Origin of the sequence: Vibrio sp. TBV020 (genome assembly GCF_046056895.1) — a bacterium.
Classification (GTDB): Bacteria; Pseudomonadota; Gammaproteobacteria; order Enterobacterales; family Vibrionaceae; genus Vibrio.
Genome location: NZ_JBEEAQ010000003.1, coordinates 240,183 through 259,680, shown reverse-complemented (window position 1 = coordinate 259,680; position 19,498 = coordinate 240,183). Strand labels below are relative to the sequence as shown.

Annotated in this window: 16 protein-coding genes, 4 tRNA genes and 3 rRNA genes; 7 read left to right on the top strand and 16 right to left on the bottom strand. The window is 46.6% G+C overall.

Translation table 11 applies throughout. The annotated features are described in order from the left end of the window. Positions 1 to 41 precede the first annotated feature (41 nt). Entirely contained in the window at positions 42 to 1,046 is a 1,005-nt protein-coding gene (gene add, locus AAFX28_RS09125; protein WP_408687150.1) for an adenosine deaminase, read from the top strand. Positions 1,047 to 1,098: 52 nt separating this feature from the next. Here the strand turns inward: add and AAFX28_RS09120 are convergent, their stop codons facing one another. The 8 genes from AAFX28_RS09120 to AAFX28_RS09085 all read right to left on the bottom strand — a co-directional run bounded on the left by AAFX28_RS09120 (position 1,099) and on the right by AAFX28_RS09085 (position 7,610). After that, positions 1,099 to 1,992, bottom strand: coding sequence for a LysR family transcriptional regulator (locus tag AAFX28_RS09120; RefSeq protein WP_408687149.1), 894 nt, complete (start codon positions 1,990 to 1,992; stop codon positions 1,099 to 1,101). Positions 1,993 to 2,132: 140 nt separating this feature from the next. Beyond that, a tRNA-Ser gene (locus tag AAFX28_RS09115) sits at positions 2,133 to 2,223 on the bottom strand. 70 nt (positions 2,224 to 2,293) lie between these two features. Continuing rightward, positions 2,294 to 2,409, bottom strand: a 5S ribosomal RNA gene (gene rrf, locus AAFX28_RS09110). Positions 2,410 to 2,490: 81 nt separating this feature from the next. Continuing rightward, positions 2,491 to 5,380 (bottom strand): 23S ribosomal RNA (locus AAFX28_RS09105). A 329-nt stretch (positions 5,381 to 5,709) separates the two neighbouring features. Then, positions 5,710 to 5,785 (bottom strand) — tRNA-Val (locus AAFX28_RS09100). 30 nt (positions 5,786 to 5,815) lie between these two features. After that, positions 5,816 to 5,891, bottom strand: a tRNA-Lys gene (locus AAFX28_RS09095). Between the two features lie 2 nt (positions 5,892 to 5,893). Beyond that, positions 5,894 to 5,969 (bottom strand) — tRNA-Glu (locus AAFX28_RS09090). 88 nt (positions 5,970 to 6,057) lie between these two features. Further along, a 16S ribosomal RNA gene (locus tag AAFX28_RS09085) occupies positions 6,058 to 7,610 on the bottom strand. The 16S, 23S and 5S rRNA genes sit together here with 4 tRNA genes alongside, the layout of an rRNA operon. Positions 7,611 to 8,111: 501 nt before the next feature. On the opposite strand from AAFX28_RS09085, the gene AAFX28_RS09080 reads away from it, so the two are divergent. Further along, positions 8,112 to 8,660 (top strand): gamma carbonic anhydrase family protein, encoded by a 549-nt coding sequence (locus AAFX28_RS09080; RefSeq protein ID WP_408687148.1) that lies wholly within the window; start codon positions 8,112 to 8,114, stop codon positions 8,658 to 8,660. Here the strand turns inward: AAFX28_RS09080 and AAFX28_RS09075 are convergent. From AAFX28_RS09075 to AAFX28_RS09060, 4 genes are all read right to left on the bottom strand, one after another. Then, positions 8,653 to 8,919, bottom strand: coding sequence for a DUF1488 domain-containing protein (locus AAFX28_RS09075; protein WP_408687147.1), 267 nt, complete (start codon positions 8,917 to 8,919; stop codon positions 8,653 to 8,655). The two genes, AAFX28_RS09080 and AAFX28_RS09075, sit on opposite strands and share 8 nt — an antisense overlap. Then, positions 8,919 to 9,752 (bottom strand): shikimate dehydrogenase, encoded by an 834-nt coding sequence (gene aroE, locus AAFX28_RS09070; RefSeq protein ID WP_408687146.1) that lies wholly within the window; start codon positions 9,750 to 9,752, stop codon positions 8,919 to 8,921. Before aroE ends, AAFX28_RS09075 begins: the two co-directional genes overlap by 1 nt. A gap of 76 nt (positions 9,753 to 9,828) precedes the next feature. Continuing rightward, positions 9,829 to 10,746: an oxygen-dependent coproporphyrinogen oxidase gene (gene hemF, locus AAFX28_RS09065; RefSeq protein WP_408687145.1), complete on the bottom strand. Its 918-nt coding sequence runs from the start codon at positions 10,744 to 10,746 to the stop codon at positions 9,829 to 9,831. Between the two features lie 21 nt (positions 10,747 to 10,767). After that, on the bottom strand, positions 10,768 to 11,325 hold the full coding sequence (locus AAFX28_RS09060) for an L-threonylcarbamoyladenylate synthase (RefSeq protein WP_408687144.1): 558 nt from the start codon (positions 11,323 to 11,325) through the stop codon (positions 10,768 to 10,770). Positions 11,326 to 11,519: 194 nt separating this feature from the next. On the opposite strand from AAFX28_RS09060, the gene purE reads away from it, so the two are divergent. Together purE and AAFX28_RS09050 are read left to right on the top strand one after the other, a co-directional pair. Beyond that, positions 11,520 to 12,005 (top strand): 5-(carboxyamino)imidazole ribonucleotide mutase, encoded by a 486-nt coding sequence (gene purE / locus AAFX28_RS09055; protein ID WP_408687143.1) that lies wholly within the window; start codon positions 11,520 to 11,522, stop codon positions 12,003 to 12,005. Between the two features lie 4 nt (positions 12,006 to 12,009). After that, entirely contained in the window at positions 12,010 to 13,143 is a 1,134-nt protein-coding gene (locus AAFX28_RS09050; RefSeq protein ID WP_408687142.1) for a 5-(carboxyamino)imidazole ribonucleotide synthase, read from the top strand. Between the two features lie 47 nt (positions 13,144 to 13,190). Here the strand turns inward: AAFX28_RS09050 and AAFX28_RS09045 are convergent, their stop codons facing one another. From AAFX28_RS09045 to AAFX28_RS09030, 4 genes are read right to left on the bottom strand one after another with little or no spacing between them, the layout of a single operon-like run. Further along, entirely contained in the window at positions 13,191 to 13,772 is a 582-nt protein-coding gene (locus AAFX28_RS09045; RefSeq protein WP_408687141.1) for a topoisomerase DNA-binding C4 zinc finger domain-containing protein, read from the bottom strand. A gap of 15 nt (positions 13,773 to 13,787) precedes the next feature. Further along, entirely contained in the window at positions 13,788 to 14,267 is a 480-nt protein-coding gene (locus AAFX28_RS09040; RefSeq protein WP_171383540.1) for a DUF494 family protein, read from the bottom strand. Between the two features lie 2 nt (positions 14,268 to 14,269). Then, complete coding sequence (gene dprA, locus AAFX28_RS09035) at positions 14,270 to 15,388, bottom strand: DNA-processing protein DprA (protein WP_408687140.1); 1,119 nt, start codon at positions 15,386 to 15,388, stop codon at positions 14,270 to 14,272. After that, positions 15,385 to 16,431 carry a LysM peptidoglycan-binding domain-containing protein gene (locus tag AAFX28_RS09030; RefSeq protein WP_408687139.1) on the bottom strand — a complete coding sequence of 349 codons (1,047 nt, stop codon included), beginning with the start codon at positions 16,429 to 16,431 and terminating at the stop codon, positions 15,385 to 15,387. The genes dprA and AAFX28_RS09030 overlap by 4 nt, the downstream gene beginning before the upstream one ends. A 177-nt stretch (positions 16,432 to 16,608) precedes the next feature. Between AAFX28_RS09030 and def the strand changes: the two genes are divergently transcribed. The 3 genes from def (at position 16,609) to rsmB (ending at position 19,457) form a co-directional block, all read left to right on the top strand. Continuing rightward, the gene (gene def / locus AAFX28_RS09025; protein WP_408687138.1) at positions 16,609 to 17,130 is read left to right on the top strand and encodes a peptide deformylase; all 522 of its coding nucleotides are present in this window, start codon (positions 16,609 to 16,611) and stop codon (positions 17,128 to 17,130) included. A 26-nt stretch (positions 17,131 to 17,156) separates the two neighbouring features. Further along, the gene (gene fmt / locus AAFX28_RS09020; RefSeq protein ID WP_408687137.1) at positions 17,157 to 18,104 is read left to right on the top strand and encodes a methionyl-tRNA formyltransferase; all 948 of its coding nucleotides are present in this window, start codon (positions 17,157 to 17,159) and stop codon (positions 18,102 to 18,104) included. Between the two features lie 72 nt (positions 18,105 to 18,176). Further along, positions 18,177 to 19,457 carry a 16S rRNA (cytosine(967)-C(5))-methyltransferase RsmB gene (rsmB, locus tag AAFX28_RS09015; RefSeq protein WP_408687136.1) on the top strand — a complete coding sequence of 427 codons (1,281 nt, stop codon included), beginning with the start codon at positions 18,177 to 18,179 and terminating at the stop codon, positions 19,455 to 19,457. Positions 19,458 to 19,498: the final 41 nt, after the last annotated feature.

The window sequence follows — 19,498 nt, the reverse complement described above, 5'->3', positions numbered from 1 at the left end:
TTCTTATACTTAGCTCAATTCATTTACTTGGAACGACGATAATGATAACCAAAAATCTTCCCCTAACTGATTTGCACCGTCACCTTGATGGTAATATCCGCACAAAAACAATCCTAGAACTAGGTCAGAAGTTTGGTGTTGCTCTACCTGCGTACGATATCGAGTCTCTAACTCCGCACGTACAAATCGTTGAAGCAGAGCCATCGCTCGTAGCGTTCCTATCAAAGCTAGATTGGGGTGTCGCTGTTCTTGGTGACCTAGATGCTTGTCGTCGTGTTGCTTACGAAAACGTTGAAGACGCACTAAACGCACAGATTGATTACGCCGAGCTGCGCTTCTCTCCTTACTACATGGCGATGAAACACAAGTTGCCAGTAGAAGGTGTCGTTGAAGCTGTAGTTGATGGTGTTCAAGCGGGTGTGCGCGACTTTGGTATTAAGGCGAACCTAATCGGTATTATGAGCCGCACATTTGGTACTGACGCTTGTCAGCAGGAACTGGATGCAATCCTGACGCAAAAAGACAAGATTGTTGCTGTTGACCTTGCAGGTGATGAACTTGGTCAACCTGGCGATCGTTTCGTTAAGCACTTTGCACAAGTAAAAGACGCAGGTCTTAATGTTACTGTACATGCTGGTGAAGCCGCTGGTGCTGAAAGTATGTGGCAGGCGATTCAAGAACTTGGTGCAACACGTATCGGCCACGGTGTTAAAGCAGTCCATGATCCTAAACTAATGGACTTCCTTGCTGAAAATCGTATTGGTATCGAGTCTTGCCTAACATCGAACTTCCAGACAAGTACGGTTGAGTCTCTGGTAAACCACCCGCTTAAACAGTTCCTAGAACATGGTGTGTTAGCCTGTCTAAATACAGATGATCCAGCAGTTGAAGGTATTGAACTTCCTTTCGAATACGAAGTAGCAGCACCTCAAGCCGGTCTATCTCAAGAGCAAATTCGTCAAGCACAGATCAATGGTCTTGAGCTTGCGTATATCTCTGATGCAGAGAAACAAGCACTAAAAGATAAAGTCGCTAACCGCGCTTAATCAGTTTTAAGTGATTTTGAAGCCGACACATCGATGTCGGCTTTTTTGTACCTTATTGTTCATCGAATTTACTCTGCATAAAGTCGATAAATGTTTTGAGTCGCTTCGGCTGGTATTTATCACGATGGTAAATCGCATAAAAAGGAACTGGTTCAACTTGCCAATCCCCCATTATAGGCCTCAGGAGGCCACTCTCTATCTGCTCTAAACAGTACATCTCTGGTACGCGAATAATACCATTGCCTTGAATAGCTCCAGCCACTAACGCCCGTCCATTCTTACACACTAAGCTCGCTTTCACAGAAGCCTCATAGCGACTTTTGTCCGCTTTATGTTGATAATGCCAGCGAGTAACAGAACCTCTTAATATACGATGCTCTAGCAACTGTTTAGGATGTTGTGGCTCACCATATTTAACTAAGTATTCAGGACTCGCTAGTGTGACCATCTTGATGTCACTTAAACGGCGACCGACGAAGTTAGCGTCCTCCAACTCCCCCATACGAAAAGCAATATCAAACTGATCTTCAATTAAGTCTATACGTGGACTCGAAAAGTCGAGCTCCACCGTAATATCCTGATGTTGACGCATGAACTCAGCTATGTAACTGGCAATCACATCTTCACCCAGCGGACCACCAACACTGTTAACCCGAATATGACCTTGCACATTCTCAGTGTCATCAACCGCCGCGAGTAACGCTTGTTCAACCTGAATCAATGCTGCCTCGCACTGCTTATAAAAACGCTCCCCAGCATAAGTCAGTTTTAAAGAACGCGTCGTACGAGTTACTAAACTTACTCCCATACGGGACTCTAAAGCAGAAATCTGACGAGAAACATGGGAACGAGATACGTTGAGCGCTTCAGCAGCTTTTGTAAAATTACCAAGTTGGGCAATCAGTACGAAAGAGCGAATATCTGCGAGGTTTACGTTATTAATCATCAATGGCGGTATGTTTAAAGATTTTCTTTAGCATACCAAAGATCGGCTTATTACTTAGCCTTAAAACGCAAAAAGCCCGTTGCGTTAGCAACTGGCTAAAATGAAAAAAGCCTCGCTATTTCTAGCGAGGCTTTTCAATGTGGCGGAGAGATAGGGATTTGAACCCTAGATACGCTATTAACGTATGCCGGTTTTCAAGACCGGTGCTTTCAACCACTCAGCCATCTCTCCACAAATTGTCATCGTCAGATTAGTACACTGATGATGTTGTTACACGTCTATACGGGTAACGATATTTAAAGCCTGGCGATGTCCTACTCTCACATGGGGAAACCCCACACTACCATCGGCGCTAATTCGTTTCACTTCTGAGTTCGGCATGGAATCAGGTGGGTCCAAATCGCTATGGTCGCCAAGCAAATTCTTTAATTTGAAAAGCTGAAGTTCTTACACATTCAATGTTCTTATTTGAGTCCATCAAAACCCTTTGGGTGTTGTATGGTTAAGCCTCACGGGCAATTAGTACAGGTTAGCTCAACGCCTCACAACGCTTACACACCCTGCCTATCAACGTTCTAGTCTCGAACAACCCTTTAGGACCCTCAAGGGGTCAGGGAAGACTCATCTCAGGGCTCGCTTCCCGCTTAGATGCTTTCAGCGGTTATCGATTCCGAACTTAGCTACCGGGCAATGCGTCTGGCGACACAACCCGAACACCAGAGGTTCGTCCACTCCGGTCCTCTCGTACTAGGAGCAGCCCCCTTCAATCTTCCAACGCCCACGGCAGATAGGGACCGAACTGTCTCACGACGTTCTAAACCCAGCTCGCGTACCACTTTAAATGGCGAACAGCCATACCCTTGGGACCGACTTCAGCCCCAGGATGTGATGAGCCGACATCGAGGTGCCAAACACCGCCGTCGATATGAACTCTTGGGCGGTATCAGCCTGTTATCCCCGGAGTACCTTTTATCCGTTGAGCGATGGCCCTTCCATACAGAACCACCGGATCACTATGACCTGCTTTCGCACCTGCTCGAATTGTCATTCTCGCAGTCAAGCGGGCTTATGCCATTGCACTAACCTCACGATGTCCAACCGTGATTAGCCCACCTTCGTGCTCCTCCGTTACTCTTTGGGAGGAGACCGCCCCAGTCAAACTACCCACCAGGCACTGTCCGCAACCCCGATTCAGGGGTCGACGTTAGAACATCAACACTACAAGGGTGGTATTTCAAGGACGGCTCCAACGATACTGGCGTACCGTCTTCAAAGCCTCCCACCTATCCTACACATGTAGGGTCAATGTTCAGTGCCAAGCTGTAGTAAAGGTTCACGGGGTCTTTCCGTCTAGCCGCGGGTACACTGCATCTTCACAGCGATTTCAATTTCACTGAGTCTCGGGTGGAGACAGCGTGGCCATCATTACGCCATTCGTGCAGGTCGGAACTTACCCGACAAGGAATTTCGCTACCTTAGGACCGTTATAGTTACGGCCGCCGTTTACCGGGGCTTCGATCAAGAGCTTCGACCGAAGTCTAACCCCATCAATTAACCTTCCGGCACCGGGCAGGCGTCACACCGTATACGTCATCTTACGATTTTGCACAGTGCTGTGTTTTTAATAAACAGTTGCAGCCACCTGGTATCTGCGACTCTCAATAGCTCCATCCGCGAGGGACTTCACCGTCAAGAGCGTACCTTCTCCCGAAGTTACGGTACCATTTTGCCTAGTTCCTTCACCCGAGTTCTCTCAAGCGCCTTGGTATTCTCTACCCGACCACCTGTGTCGGTTTGGGGTACGATTCCTTACAATCTGAAGCTTAGAGGCTTTTCCTGGAAGCATGGCATCAATGACTTCACACCCGTAGGTGCTCGACGTCGTGTCTCAGCCTTAGAAAGAGCCGGATTTACCTAACTCTTAAGCCTACGCACTTGAACCTGGACAACCGTCGCCAGGCCCACCTAGCCTTCTCCGTCCCCCCATCGCAATTGTAAGAAGTACGGGAATATTAACCCGTTTCCCATCGACTACGCCTTTCGGCCTCGCCTTAGGGGTCGACTTACCCTGCCCCGATTAACGTTGGACAGGAACCCTTGGTCTTCCGGCGAGGGGGTTTTTCACCCCCTTTATCGTTACTCATGTCAGCATTCGCACTTCTGATACCTCCAGCATGCTTTACAACACACCTTCAACGGCTTACAGAACGCTCCCCTACCCAATGACTAAAAGTCATTGCCGCAGCTTCGGTTTATAGCTTAGCCCCGTTACATCTTCCGCGCAGGCCGACTCGACTAGTGAGCTATTACGCTTTCTTTAAATGATGGCTGCTTCTAAGCCAACATCCTAGCTGTCTAAGCCTTCCCACATCGTTTCCCACTTAGCTATAATTTGGGACCTTAGCTGGCGGTCTGGGTTGTTTCCCTCTCCACGACGGACGTTAGCACCCGCCGTGTGTCTCCCGGATAGTACTTACTGGTATTCGGAGTTTGCAAAGGGTTGGTAAGTCGGGATGACCCCCTAGCCTTAACAGTGCTCTACCCCCAGTAGTATTCGTCCGAGGCTCTACCTAAATAGATTTCGGGGAGAACCAGCTATCTCCAGGTTTGATTGGCCTTTCACCCCTAGCCACAAGTCATCCGCTAATTTTTCAACATTAGTCGGTTCGGTCCTCCAGTTGATGTTACTCAACCTTCAACCTGCCCATGGCTAGATCACCTGGTTTCGGGTCTATATCCAGCAACTCGACGCCCAGTTAAGACTCGATTTCTCTACGGCTCCCCTAGATGGTTAACCTTGCTACTGAATATAAGTCGCTGACCCATTATACAAAAGGTACGCAGTCACACCACGAAGGTGCTCCTACTGCTTGTACGTACACGGTTTCAGGTTCTATTTCACTCCCCTCACAGGGGTTCTTTTCGCCTTTCCCTCACGGTACTGGTTCACTATCGGTCAGTCAGTAGTATTTAGCCTTGGAGGATGGTCCCCCCATATTCAGACAGGATATCACGTGTCCCGCCCTACTCGATTTCACTGAATGTGCGTTGTCGACTACGGGGCTATCACCCTGTATCGCCGGACTTTCCAGACCGTTCGTCTAACGCATATAAAGCTTAAGGGCTAGTCCAATTTCGCTCGCCGCTACTTTCGGAATCTCGGTTGATTTCTTTTCCTCGGGGTACTTAGATGTTTCAGTTCCCCCGGTTCGCCTCATTAACCTATGTATTCAGTTAATGATACATGCTTATGCATGTGGGTTTCCCCATTCGGAAATCCCAGACTCAAGTGGCTTTTACTGCCTAATCTGGGCTTATCGCAAGTTAATACGTCCTTCATCGCCTCTGACTGCCAAGGCATCCACCGTGTACGCTTAGTCACTTAACCATACAACCCCAAAGAGTTTCGCGAAGCGAATCTTGAGGATGTTGTTAAACAACCAAAGTTGTCTGCATTTTTATACATGTGCAGACTCGATTTTGCCGGACTCAAATTCCAAGAACACTTGAATGTGTTGTATTGGTGTTTGTCATAAAGACAAACATTGAGAACTTTACAATCAACAATAAATTGTTGATTTGTCAGCTTTCCAAATTGTTAAAGAGCATGATTCTTCCGAAGAAGGTCATTTTCTAAAGACTTTCGGCGTCAAAAAATCCAACCACATACGCTTTACTGAAGTGGTTTGGAATTCCTATCCAAAAATACTTAGAGAATGGTGGGCGATACCGGGCTCGAACCAGTGACCCCCTGCTTGTAAGGCAGGTGCTCTCCCAACTGAGCTAATCGCCCACATAAGTTTTAATTCTTCGTGGAGAAGAATGGTGGGTCGTGCAGGATTCGAACCTGCGACCAATTGATTAAAAGTCAACTGCTCTACCAACTGAGCTAACGACCCAATGGTATCCCGTAGGGGAGTCGAACCCCTGTTACCGCCGTGAAAGGGCGGTGTCCTAGGCCTCTAGACGAACGGGACACTAATCTGAACACCTTGGGGGGTGTTCCATCTCTTAAACTACATAAACCATCAATCTGTGTGAACACTCATCGCAATAATCATCGTATAAGGAGGTGATCCAGCCCCAGGTTCCCCTAGGGCTACCTTGTTACGACTTCACCCCAGTCATGAACCACAAAGTGGTGAGCGTCCCCCCGAAGGTTAAACTACCCACTTCTTTTGCAGCCCACTCCCATGGTGTGACGGGCGGTGTGTACAAGGCCCGGGAACGTATTCACCGTGGCATTCTGATCCACGATTACTAGCGATTCCGACTTCATGGAGTCGAGTTGCAGACTCCAATCCGGACTACGACGCACTTTTTGGGATTCGCTCACTATCGCTAGCTTGCTGCCCTCTGTATGCGCCATTGTAGCACGTGTGTAGCCCTACTCGTAAGGGCCATGATGACTTGACGTCGTCCCCACCTTCCTCCGGTTTATCACCGGCAGTCTCCCTGGAGTTCCCGACATTACTCGCTGGCAAACAAGGATAAGGGTTGCGCTCGTTGCGGGACTTAACCCAACATTTCACAACACGAGCTGACGACAGCCATGCAGCACCTGTCTCAGAGTTCCCGAAGGCACCAATCCATCTCTGGAAAGTTCTCTGGATGTCAAGAGTAGGTAAGGTTCTTCGCGTTGCATCGAATTAAACCACATGCTCCACCGCTTGTGCGGGCCCCCGTCAATTCATTTGAGTTTTAATCTTGCGACCGTACTCCCCAGGCGGTCTACTTAACGCGTTAGCTCCGAAAGCCACGGCTCAAGGCCACAACCTCCAAGTAGACATCGTTTACGGCGTGGACTACCAGGGTATCTAATCCTGTTTGCTCCCCACGCTTTCGCATCTGAGTGTCAGTATCTGTCCAGGGGGCCGCCTTCGCCACCGGTATTCCTTCAGATCTCTACGCATTTCACCGCTACACCTGAAATTCTACCCCCCTCTACAGTACTCTAGTCTGCCAGTTTCAAATGCAATTCCGAGGTTGAGCCCCGGGCTTTCACATCTGACTTAACAAACCACCTGCATGCGCTTTACGCCCAGTAATTCCGATTAACGCTCGCACCCTCCGTATTACCGCGGCTGCTGGCACGGAGTTAGCCGGTGCTTCTTCTGCAGCTAACGTCAAATGATGTAGCTATTAACTACACCACCTTCCTCACTGCTGAAAGTACTTTACAACCCGAAGGCCTTCTTCATACACGCGGCATGGCTGCATCAGGCTTGCGCCCATTGTGCAATATTCCCCACTGCTGCCTCCCGTAGGAGTCTGGACCGTGTCTCAGTTCCAGTGTGGCTGATCATCCTCTCAGACCAGCTAGGGATCGTCGCCTTGGTGAGCCCTTACCTCACCAACTAGCTAATCCCACCTGGGCATATCCTGACGCGAGAGGCCCGAAGGTCCCCCTCTTTGAGCCGAAGCTATTATGCGGTATTAGCCATCGTTTCCAATGGTTATCCCCCACATCAGGGCAATTTCCCAGGCATTACTCACCCGTCCGCCGCTCGACGCCCTTAACGTTCCCCGAAGGTTCAGTTAAGTCGTTTCCGCTCGACTTGCATGTGTTAGGCCTGCCGCCAGCGTTCAATCTGAGCCATGATCAAACTCTTCAATTTAAGATTTTGTCGGCTCAATGAATACTGAACATTACATAAAGTAATGTTTGAATTGACTGTGCTGAGTCTTTCGACTCGTTGGTCACTTCGTTTCATTGAAACCTAATTTGATACCGAAGCATCCAATTGGATTATCATCAACGAGTGCCCACACAGATTGATAGGTTTATATTTTTAAAGAGCGTTTCTTCTTTGTGACTTACATCACTTCGGAAGAGGCGGTCATTTTAGCGAGATAAAGTTTAGTGTCAACCACTTTTTTCAAACTTTTTTCAAACGTTTCCGCTTGGCTAATTGACCTTGCTAACTGGGCTCTCGTTTCTTTCGAAGCGTTCCCGTGTCAGCGAGGGGGCATTATAGAGATCGCCATCACATTGGCAACCCCTTTTTTCAGTTTTTTTTGATTTTTTTGTCTTTTGCGTATTTTCTATTCAAAACGACCTATTTTCCTGCCTTTTCTTTGCTTCTCTAGGCAAGTTTCCCTCTATATAAGGAGAAAAAATGAGCTCTCTACGCAGTTATAAAGGAATTTCCCCTCAAATTGGCCAACGCGTCTATATAGATAGTAGCTCTGTTTTGGTTGGTGACATTAAAGTTGGCGACGATTCGAGTATCTGGCCACTTGTCGCAGCTCGAGGTGATGTAAACCACATTCACATTGGAGAACGTACTAACATTCAAGATGGCAGTGTTTTACATGTTACTCATAAAAATAAAGAGAACCCTGAAGGCTACCCTCTTATTATTGGTAATGACGTTACTGTAGGACATAAAGTCATGCTGCATGGATGCGTGATTAAAGATCGCGTTTTGGTTGGTATGGGAGCGATCGTCTTAGACGCAGCAATTATCGAAGAAGAGGTGATGATTGGCGCTGGCAGTTTAGTGCCACCAGGAAAACGACTCGAAAGCGGTTATCTTTATGTTGGAAGTCCTGTAAAGCAAGCTCGTCCACTTAATGATAAAGAACGAGCTTTCTTACAAAAGTCAGCAGATAACTATGTACAGAATAAAGAAGATTATCTTCATGAGGTAAAGGAACTTAACTAACCACCTCTATATTACCCTCTGAATTGAACTCTTCTTCTTCAATCAGTTCTTCAGCAAGCTCTTCTAGGTCGAATCGATACTGAGAGAATACTTCTAGAGCTTGCTGTTCATTCCCAATTACCTGCCCTGAGATCTTTGCTAACTCATCTTTACTTATCAAGCATTGAATCAATGCGCCTGATTGCTGAGCAGTAAACACTACAGCTTTCTTCTCTTCATCCCAAGATTGGATATCGGGGAATAAAATTGACTGGTTCATTACTGACCCTCTAAATTTTTTCTTAACTCGCGGAGGATTTGCTTAGTTCCAGGCCTTAAACCACGCCATAACATAAAGCTCTCCGCTGCCTGACCAACCAACATACCTAGGCCATCGTAAACCAATGCCGCGCCTTGCTCATGTGCCCATTGGTTAAAGGTGGTTTTCCCAGCCCCATACATCATGTCATAGACAACACTCTGGTTAGAAAATATTGCCGCTGAGATATCTGGCAGCTCACCACTCAAGCTTGATGATGTGGAATTGATGATCACGTCAAACGACTGTGTTACTTCATTCATTTCACAAGCCTTAATCGAGCCATAAGGAGAAAACATTTCTGCAAGCACCTCTGCCTTCGCAAAGGTTCTATTAGTTACTACAATTTCAGCTGGCTGCTGGTCTAACAGTGGCTTAATCACACCACGGGCCGCCCCACCAGCGCCAATAAGTAAAATACGAGCACCTTTTAAAGGCACCTGATATTGCAGCAAATCTTGTACTAGTCCTTCACCATCGGTGTTGTCACCAATGATTTCGCCGTCATCAAGTTTTTTTAGCGTATTCACTGCCCCAGCAAGTTGAGCTCGCTCGGTTAAGCGTGTAGCAAATCGGTAAGCGTCTTCTTTAAAAGGCACAGTCACATTACAGCCTTTACCACCTTGAGCGAAAAACTCGGTCGCTGCTTGGTCGAAAGCGTCTTTATTTGGGCTCTCTGCAGTGTAAGTCAGAGATTGACTTGTTTGGCGAGCAAATAGAGTGTGAATGAATGGGGACTTACTTTGTCCGATAGGATTACCAAAAACGGCGTAACGATCTATTTGCTGAGTCATTTCCTTTACCTGCAATAATATAAAAGGGCCAATGCGATGCATTGACCCTATCACTAACTATTTATTGAAGAAAGTCTTACCACTCTCTTGGTTTGAGGTAATGATCGTATAACTCTGCTTCAGGAGAGTTAGGTTCTACTTGATACGCATATTCCCAGCGCGCTAGTGGGGGCATCGACATAAGAATAGACTCTGTACGGCCACCACTTTGTAGTCCAAACAATGTGCCACGGTCAAAGACTAGATTGAACTCCACATAGCGACCACGACGATATAGCTGGAACTGACGTTCGCGTTCTCCATATTCAGTCTCTTTACGGCGTTCAACAATAGGTAAGTATGCTTGCGTGTAACCTTCTCCCACCGCCTTAATGTAATCAAAACACTTATCGAATTCCCAATGGTTGAGATCATCAAAGAATAAACCACCGACACCACGTGTTTCATCACGGTGAGGTAAGTAGAAGTATTTGTCACACCAAGCTTTATGCTCTGAGTACACTTCACCGCCAAATGGCGCACAGACCTCTTTCGCCGTGTTGTGCCAATATTGAGCATCTTCTTCGAAAGGGTAGAAAGGGGTTAAGTCAAAACCACCACCGAACCACCAAATCGGCTCTTCACCGTCTTTTTCTGCAATAAAGAAGCGAACATTTGCGTGTGAAGTTGGGATATAAGGGTTATTAGGGTGCATCACCAAAGAAACGCCCATCGCCTCAAAACGACGCCCTGCTAATTCAGGTCGGTGCGCCGTTGCGGATGCTGGCATCTCTTTTCCTTGAACATGAGAAAAGTTAACTCCTCCCTGCTCAAACACTGCTCCCTCTTTCATTACTCGTGTTCGACCACCACCACCCAGTCTTTCACCAGGTTCGCGATGCCATTCATCCTCTACAAATACGGCTTGCCCATCGGCTTGCTCTAGTTGCTGACATATAGAGTCTTGGAGTGCCATAAGAAATTGTTTTACGGCTAATTTATCTATCGCTGACATTCGACTTCCTTTATTGCAGGGTTAACCCTGTCTCAATATTTGTGAGGTTATTGCATCACGAATTTCACTTGGGTTCGTTCTACCACCTGTTTGCCCTTCAAGTATCGCAACCAACTGATCGCCTAAATGTTGATAAACTTGCTCAGTCGTCACACATGGTGGCTCGCCCGTTAAGTTGGCGCTGGTAGAGGTTAGCGGCTTTCCAAACGCATTACACATCTTTTGTACTAAAGGATGATCAGTCACACGCACTGCGATCGAGTCATATTGCCCCGACACCCATTTAGAGACCTTATCGCTACATGGCATTACCCAAGTGACCGGGCCTGGCCATGTTTGAAGCACCTTTTCTAGCTGCTCTTTCGTTAAAGCCTGCTGATTAATATAAGGCAATAGCTGTTCATAGCTTGCCGCAATTAAAATGAGGCCCTTTTCTATTGGTCGCTGTTTAAGTTCAAGAAGCTTTTGTATGGCTTGGGGGTTATCAGGGTCGCATCCTACCCCAAACACGCCCTCAGTTGGGTAGGCGATCACTTCACCTTGTTGTAACGCACTGAGTGCTTTTTCAAAGTTACTCACCTTAAGCTTCCTATTGGTTGGCAGTTTGGGTTAAGTGTACAAATAATCGAGAGTAGTGACTAAACCTATTTAAGAGCGATTATTTGCACTTCCCGTCCAAACCTGACGCAAACGTTTGCTTAGTGGCAAAATCCCCGTATAATGCGCTCAAATTATTTTCTCACCTGTTCTATGCAGCTTTGAAGGAGTTTGAGATGAAAGTCGGTATCATCATGGGTTCTAAATCAGATTGGCCAACAATGAAACTAGCAGCTGAAATGCTAGACAGATTCGGTGTTGAATACGAAACCAAGGTTGTTTCTGCGCACCGTACTCCTCAACTTCTTGCTGACTATGCAAATAGTGCAAAAGAACGCGGCCTTAAAGTTATCATTGCAGGTGCGGGAGGCGCAGCTCACCTTCCTGGAATGGCGGCAGCGTTCACTTCTCTGCCAGTTCTTGGCGTACCAGTACAATCACGTGCACTTAGCGGCTTAGACTCTCTATACTCAATCGTTCAGATGCCAAAAGGTATTGCGGTTGGGACACTTGCAATTGGTGAAGCAGGTGCCGCAAATGCTGGTATTCTGGCGGCACAGATTCTTGGTACTCACGATGAAGAAGTGATGGCAAAAGTCGAAGCTTTTCGCCAAGAACAAACAGACACGGTTCTAGCAAACCCTAACCCTGCAGAGGACTAATGCAATGCATGTTTTAGTGCTAGGTGCTGGTCAACTGGCTCGAATGATGTCTCTAGCGGGTGCTCCGTTAAACATTGAAATTTCTGCATATGATGTGGGCAGCGAAAATATTGTTCACCCTCTCACTCAAAGTGTGCTTGGTCACGGCTTAGAAAATGCGATTGCTAAAGCGGATGTCATCACTGCAGAGTTCGAGCATATTCCACACGATATTCTTGCGGTATGTGAGCAAAGCGGTAAGTTCCTCCCATCAGCTGATGCAATCAAAGCCGGTGGCGATCGCCGAATTGAGAAAGGTTTGCTCGATGATGCGGGTGTTCGTAATGCAAAATATTATGTCATCAACTCTCGTGAAGATTTTGACAAAGCGATAGAACACGTCGGTATTCCTATGGTACTCAAAAGTGCCTTAGGTGGTTACGATGGTAAAGGTCAGTGGCGTTTAAAAGATGCAAATCAAGCCGATAGCATTTGGGCAGAAATGGCAGAGTGTATTGCTGCCACAGAGACTCAAGCAATTGTGGCTGAAGAGTTTGTTCCTTTTAGCCGAGAAGTTTCATTGGTTGGGGCACGAGCAAAAGATGGCTCTGTCGCTGTCTACCCACTGGCAGAGAATGTTCACACCAATGGCGTACTGACACTTTCTACCGCGATTGCAGATAACGAACTGCAAGAGCAAGCCAAAGAAATGTTTACCGCAGTTGCAAATAAGCTCGACTATGTCGGTGTGCTAGCACTAGAGTTTTTTGATGTCGACGGCACTCTATTAGTGAATGAGATTGCACCACGCGTACACAACTCTGGTCATTGGACCCAGCAAGGTGCTGAAACTTGTCAGTTTGAAAACCATCTACGTGCAGTTTGCGGTCTACCTTTAGGCTCAACCAAACTGATTCGTTCGACTTCCATGATCAACATTCTTGGTGAAGACACGCTTCCTCAAGCAGTGCTTGAAATGGATGGCTGTCATGTTCACTGGTATGGCAAAGAGAAGCGCGCGGGTCGTAAAATGGGTCACATCAATGTTTGTGGCGACTACAACGGCGAGCTGCAACGTAAGCTTTGCGCACTAGCAGATAGCTTAGACAAAGAAGCTTTCCCTGCGGTACACGAGTTTGCCGCTAACTTTTCTGAGTAGCCGAAACTAACAAACAATAAAAAACGGCGCACCCAGCGCCGTTTTTTTTAATCTTGTTGAATGTGATGACACTTTCGGTCAGCACATTGAAGCTTGTCACCACTGACGAGCTTTTTTTCTACCAATAGCGGATAGCCACACTTCTCACACTTGCCAGCAACCGGAGGCTGATTAACGGCAAACTTACATTTAGGGTAGTTATCACAAGCATAAAACAATTTACCAAAACGAGTTTTACGCTCAACCAATTGGCCTTTATGACATTCAGGACACGAGTGCGTTTGCGGTGCCTGCTCTTGTTTAGGCTGGTCGAGAGACTCGATATGGTGGCAACTTGGGTAGTGACTGCAGCCAATAAACATGCCGTAGCGACCCTGACGTAATACCAGCTCATTCCCGCATTCAGGGCATGGCACACCTAGCTCTTTAACGATGTGTCCATCGTTTTGATGCAAGGGCTTAATGAAATCACACTCAGGGTATTGGTTACAACCAAGGAAAGGGCCATGTTTGCCGTGACGAAGCTGAAGCTCACCTTCACGCTGCTCCGCTTGGCATTTTGGGCACGATTGATGCTCCAACGCATGCTCATGCGCTGAAAACAGTGTCTGATCAATCTTGTTACTCATATCAACTCATGAAGATTAGTGAAGAATACCTTGCTCTTTGGTATACAACAGCTCTTCCATAAGCGTATAAGCGTTCTCATTGCCCGGCACATTAAACAGCACCATTAACACAATCCATTTCAGATCATCTAATTCGAACTCATCCGTTTCTAAACCCATGATACGGTCAATCACCATTTCACGAGTTTCTGTCGTCAGCACATTAACCTGCTCAAGGAAGGTTAAAAAGCCACGACATTCAATGGATAGGCGTTCACACTCTTTACTGGTGTAAATACGAGTCGAATTGGAAGTGCTGCACACAGAAATTGCAGAGTGGGTTTCACTTTGCTGAAGTGCCGCTAGCTCTTCTAGCCAGACAAGGGCTTTATAGATGTCTTTTTGATGAAAACCAGCTCGAAGAAGTTCTTCTTCTAGTTCATCTTGATTGACTTGTAACTCCGCATCGCTATGGATGTAAGTCTCGAACAGATACATTAGGATATCCATCATCATAGCTAGCCCCTCCCCTTTCGAATATAGCCACCGGAAACTGCAACAACATGCCCTGAAAGCTCAAGCTCTAAGAGCTGCATCATGACTTCCTGCACAGGTATATTGGTCCTGTTTGCAAGAATATCAACTGGTGTAGCCTTACTTCCTACGTTAGCTAACAGCAAAGGAAATGGCAATTCTTCTTTACTATCTATTTTATCGAACAATTCTGCTTGAATCGGTGGCTTCTCATATTCAGACCAAGCGCGCAACGTTTCTATTTCATCAAGAATATCTTGAGCCGTCATTACGAGACATGCACCTTGCTTGATCAATAGGTTACACCCTCGAGCACTAGGTTGATGTATAGAGCCAGGCAGCGCAAAAACTTCACGCCCTTGCTCTAACGCATAACGAGCTGTAATTAAAGAACCACTCTTCTCTGCTGCTTCAACGACTAAAACACCTAATGAGAGACCACTAATAATTCGGTTACGACGAGGAAAGTGATCGGCTTTAGGCTTCGCTGACGGATGAAATTCAGAGACAAGTGCTCCGCCACTTTCAATAATCCGTTCAGCAAGGTCTCGATGCCGAGCGGGATAGACCGTTTGCAAACCACAGCCCAAAACAGCGAGTGTTGTTCCGCCGCCTTGCAGAGCACCATCATGAGCATAGCCATCTACACCTAATGCCAAACCACTGGTAATCGCTAGGTCATGTTCAACCAGACTGGTAGCGAAATATCTGGCGCTATTTAAACCATCGATAGTCGAATTGCGACTACCCACAATGGCAACTTGTGGAACAGACAAACAATGTAGGTTTCCAGACACAAACAACAAAGGAGGTACTCCCTCGGCCTGTTTAAGCAAATTAGGAAACCTCTCATCGCCTTGAGTCATGATGTGATGATTAGAGGAGCATTGTTGCCAGTCGATACTAAGCTCTACGTCACGCTGGGCAGTATGGCGCAAATAATGAACTTGCTTATCACTCAAGCCAATCGCTTTTAACTGGGTGGAATTAGAGTTAACAATATTACTCGGCGAATCTACCGCTAATAAGCGAGCAAAGGTTTTAGGTCCAATTCGAGGAGTAAAATAGAGAGCGAGCCAATCAGCCAGCTCTTGAAGGTTCATAGCTTTTCACCAGAGAATAAGTGTGGAGCCCTTAGTTTGGAATCAGTCGCAACTGGCTGCTTACTTTGTGTAATAAGGGCGAGGCTAAAATATTGATAAGGGCGAATAATGATCAAGTTGCCAATATGGATATCAGGAAATCGCACGATTTCAGTATCACTCAAGTCTGCTTCTGCCCCCTGCTGATACAGTTCAAACATACTACCCTGATCAAGTTCATCACTATGGCCACGATTCAATACCACCACATCGTATTCCCCTGCATAGCGGTTGCCCTCTAGCGTACCTAAAATCTCGGCAAACAAACCTTGTGTTGAAGGTGTTGGATAGAACGTTGTAGAAAGCGTATCTGAGCTCCCATTCATTTCTGGTAAAGCGATGTCATCGACTAAAATTTCTTGCACTTGGTGAGTAACGTTTAGGCGAGTCATATTGTCATTGTGTTCCACACGCTCAGCACTGGCGATTCGCTTTAACGCAACAGCAACATGCTCACCACGACTAAACGTTGCCATCTGACGGTAAATACCCCAATGAGGCTGCAACTGCTGACCAGAGATATAAAGAGACTCTTGCTGAGTTAGATATTGTCGACCATTGCTAGACCCCAAAACCCGAGCACTACTATCTACTTTCATTTGGCTAAGCAATCGATCTGACTCAAGGTAAGGGAGTACAAGCTCTTCTTTTAATGTTGGAATCGGCTGCTTATCAGCTAAGCGTATTTTCGGGCTAAGCTTCACCATCGGCTTTACACTCAGCACTGGTTGACCATTTTTCCAAACTAAACTCAGGCGATCGCCTGGATAAATAAGGTGAGGGTTTTCTATCTCAGGGTTAACCTGCCACAAACGAGGCCAGAGCCACGGGTTATCAAGATACAGTTCAGAAATATCCCAAAGCGTATCACCTTTCACAACAGTATAAGTCTCGGGGGCATCTTGCTTAATATGAAGAGGCGTAGTTTTGTCACCAGCAGAACTCGCAAACGGAGCTAGCAATAAACCAAGCAAAACCGAGGGGTACTTCAATAAACGTAACATAGCCAATCCCTGACAATGATGAAATCCTTGGCCTACTTCTACTCCCTCAATCTCCGTTTAAGGTAAGAGAAGCTGTTCAAAAAGCCGCATTGATGCTGTCATTTGACATATAAAATGTCTAGAATTGAGCCAACGAGGTTTATCCTGATTCGGCACAGTTCAACATTTCGAGTGTATATGTCTGTATTACAAGTATTAACATTCCCAGATGATCGTCTTCGCACCGTGGCAAAGCCAGTAGCAGAAGTGACACCTGAGATTCAAAAGTTCGTTGATGACATGATTGAAACCATGTACGACGAAGAAGGTATTGGCTTGGCTGCAACCCAAGTTGATTTCCACCAACGTATTGTTGTTATCGATATTTCTGAAACTCGTGATGAACCAATGGTTCTGATCAACCCAGAAATTATTGAAAAGCGCGGCGAAGATGGCATCGAAGAAGGTTGTCTATCGGTTCCTGGTGCTCGTGCACTTGTTTCACGTGCAGCTGAAGTTACCGTGAAAGCACTTAACCGCGATGGTGAAGAGTTCACATTTGAAGCCGATGACTTATTGGCTATTTGTGTTCAGCATGAGCTTGACCACTTAGAAGGCAAACTATTTGTAGATTACCTTTCGCCTCTAAAACGTAAGCGTATTCAAGACAAGCTAGCTAAGATCAAGCGCTTCAACGAGAAGAATGCTAACAAAGCCTAACCGCTAATCAATAGAAGGAAGGTACCTTGAGCAAACCTTTGAAAATAGTTTTTGCTGGTACTCCGGATTTCGCCGCCCGTCACTTGGCGGCGTTGTTGTCTTCGGAGCATGAAGTTATTGCTGTTTACACTCAACCAGACCGCCCAGCAGGCCGTGGTAAAAAGCTTACAGCAAGTCCAGTAAAGAACATCGCCCTTGAGCACAATATTCCGGTTTACCAGCCAGAAAACTTTAAGTCAGACGAAGCCAAGCAAGAGCTTGCTGATCTAAATGCTGACATCATGGTTGTTGTCGCTTACGGTTTATTGCTACCGCAGGCAGTATTAGATACACCGAAACTAGGTTGTATCAACGTACACGGTTCTATTCTTCCACGCTGGCGTGGTGCGGCTCCGATTCAACGTTCAATTTGGGCGGGAGATGAAGAGACAGGCGTGACTATCATGCAAATGGACATCGGCCTTGATACTGGCGATATGTTGAAGATAGCGACGTTACCGATCGAGGCAACCGACACCAGCGCATCTATGTATGAAAAGCTGGCTGAGCTTGGCCCTGGCGCACTAGTTGAGTGTTTAGCTGACATTGCTTCAGGTAGAGCGATTGCTGAAAAGCAAGACGATGAGCTAGCAAACTACGCGAAGAAACTGAGCAAAGAAGAAGCTCGCATTGATTGGAATGATGATGCGGCTCATATCGAGCGCTGCGTTCGTGCGTTCAACCCTTGGCCAATGAGCCACTTTGAAGCGGCTGAAAACAGCATCAAAGTTTGGCAAAGCCGAGTTGAGCAACAAACAACAGATAAGCCTGCTGGTACCATTCTTCAAGCGGACAAAACCGGTATCTACGTTGCGACAAGCAATGGCGTACTGGTGCTAGAACAGCTCCAAGTTCCGGGTAAAAAAGCAATGCCAGTGCAAGATATTCTTAATTCTCGCGCAAGCTGGTTTGAAGTCGGCACTCAGCTGGTTTAAACATATTCTCCCTCATGGGGAAAAGTACATTTTGAGGGTGGAGACACCCTCCCTTAATTTAAGGTATTCATCATGAATGTTCGCGCTGCTGCAGCCAACGTCCTATTCCAAGTGGTCGATAAAGGCCAATCTCTTTCACACGCATTACCTGCGGCGCAAAAGACTATCAGACCGAGAGACCATGCGCTCTTACAAGAGATCTGTTATGGCGCCCTACGTTACTTGCCACGTTTGGAATCTATTGCTAACGAGCTAATGGAAAATCCACTGAAAGGGAAAAAGCGTGTTTTCCACCACCTCATTTTGGTCGGCATTTACCAACTGAGTTTCATGCGTATTCCAGCACATGCTGCAGTCGCTGAAACGGTTGAAGGTACTAAGACGTTGAAAGGCCCAAGCCTACGCGGCCTAATTAATGCCGTACTGCGTAGCTACCTTCGCGAACAAGAAGAGCTAGATGAGAAAGCAGTTAGCCACAACGCTGGCAAATATGGTCACCCAAATTGGCTGCTCAACATGCTACGCGAGAGCTACCCGCAGCAGTGGGAACAATTGGTTGAAGCGAACAACAGCAAAGCGCCAATGTGGCTACGTGTAAATCGCCAACACCATACTCGTGATGAATATCTAGAACTGCTGAAAGATGAAAACATTGAATTCAGCATTCACCCTGAAGCAGCTGATGCCATAAAATTGGCCTCGCCTTGTGACGTGACGCTTCTTCCAGGTTTCGATCGTGGTTGGGTATCGGTACAAGACGCTGCTGCTCAGTTGTCAGTAAACTATCTGCAGCCACAAAATGGTGAGTTGATTCTTGATTGTTGTGCTGCGCCAGGTGGTAAAACAGCGCACATTCTTGAACACACTGAAGATACCGAAGTAGTTGCGATTGATTGTGACGCAAAACGCCTTGACCGTGTCTATGACAACCTAGAACGCCTTCAACTGCGTGCCGATGTTATTTGTGGTGATGCCCGTTACCCTCAAGAGTGGTGGACAGGCGAAAAATTTGACCGCATCCTGCTTGATGCTCCTTGTTCAGCAACTGGTGTTATTCGTCGTCACCCTGATATTAAGTGGTTACGTCGAGCAAACGACATTGATGCCTTGGCTGAACTGCAAAGCGAAATTATGGATGCGATGTGGGGGCAATTGAAAGTGGGCGGCACTATGGTTTACGCCACTTGCTCAATTACGCCACAAGAAAACGTACTACAAGTAAAAGCTTTCCTTGAACGCACTGATAACGCAACCTTAGTTGGTTCTGATATCGACAATCCTGGACGCCAAATCTTACCTGGTGAAGAGGATATGGATGGCTTCTACTACGCAGTGTTAATCAAAAACGCGTAATACAGTTAGGCGGTGACAATAGTCGCCGCCTTTTCAGTAGT

Coding starts and splice junctions, on each gene's coding strand:
- add (WP_408687150.1), top strand. CDS start 42: ATGATAACCAAAAATCTTCCCCTAACTGATTTGCACCGTCACCTTGAT.
- AAFX28_RS09120 (WP_408687149.1), bottom strand. CDS start 1,992: ATGATTAATAACGTAAACCTCGCAGATATTCGCTCTTTCGTACTGATT.
- AAFX28_RS09080 (WP_408687148.1), top strand. CDS start 8,112: ATGAGCTCTCTACGCAGTTATAAAGGAATTTCCCCTCAAATTGGCCAA.
- AAFX28_RS09075 (WP_408687147.1), bottom strand. CDS start 8,919: ATGAACCAGTCAATTTTATTCCCCGATATCCAATCTTGGGATGAAGAG.
- aroE (WP_408687146.1), bottom strand. CDS start 9,752: ATGACTCAGCAAATAGATCGTTACGCCGTTTTTGGTAATCCTATCGGA.
- hemF (WP_408687145.1), bottom strand. CDS start 10,746: ATGTCAGCGATAGATAAATTAGCCGTAAAACAATTTCTTATGGCACTC.
- purE (WP_408687143.1), top strand. CDS start 11,520: ATGAAAGTCGGTATCATCATGGGTTCTAAATCAGATTGGCCAACAATG.
- AAFX28_RS09050 (WP_408687142.1), top strand. CDS start 12,010: ATGCATGTTTTAGTGCTAGGTGCTGGTCAACTGGCTCGAATGATGTCT.
- AAFX28_RS09045 (WP_408687141.1), bottom strand. CDS start 13,772: ATGAGTAACAAGATTGATCAGACACTGTTTTCAGCGCATGAGCATGCG.
- AAFX28_RS09040 (WP_171383540.1), bottom strand. CDS start 14,267: ATGATGATGGATATCCTAATGTATCTGTTCGAGACTTACATCCATAGC.
- dprA (WP_408687140.1), bottom strand. CDS start 15,388: ATGAACCTTCAAGAGCTGGCTGATTGGCTCGCTCTCTATTTTACTCCT.
- AAFX28_RS09030 (WP_408687139.1), bottom strand. CDS start 16,431: ATGTTACGTTTATTGAAGTACCCCTCGGTTTTGCTTGGTTTATTGCTA.
- def (WP_408687138.1), top strand. CDS start 16,609: ATGTCTGTATTACAAGTATTAACATTCCCAGATGATCGTCTTCGCACC.
- rsmB (WP_408687136.1), top strand. CDS start 18,177: ATGAATGTTCGCGCTGCTGCAGCCAACGTCCTATTCCAAGTGGTCGAT.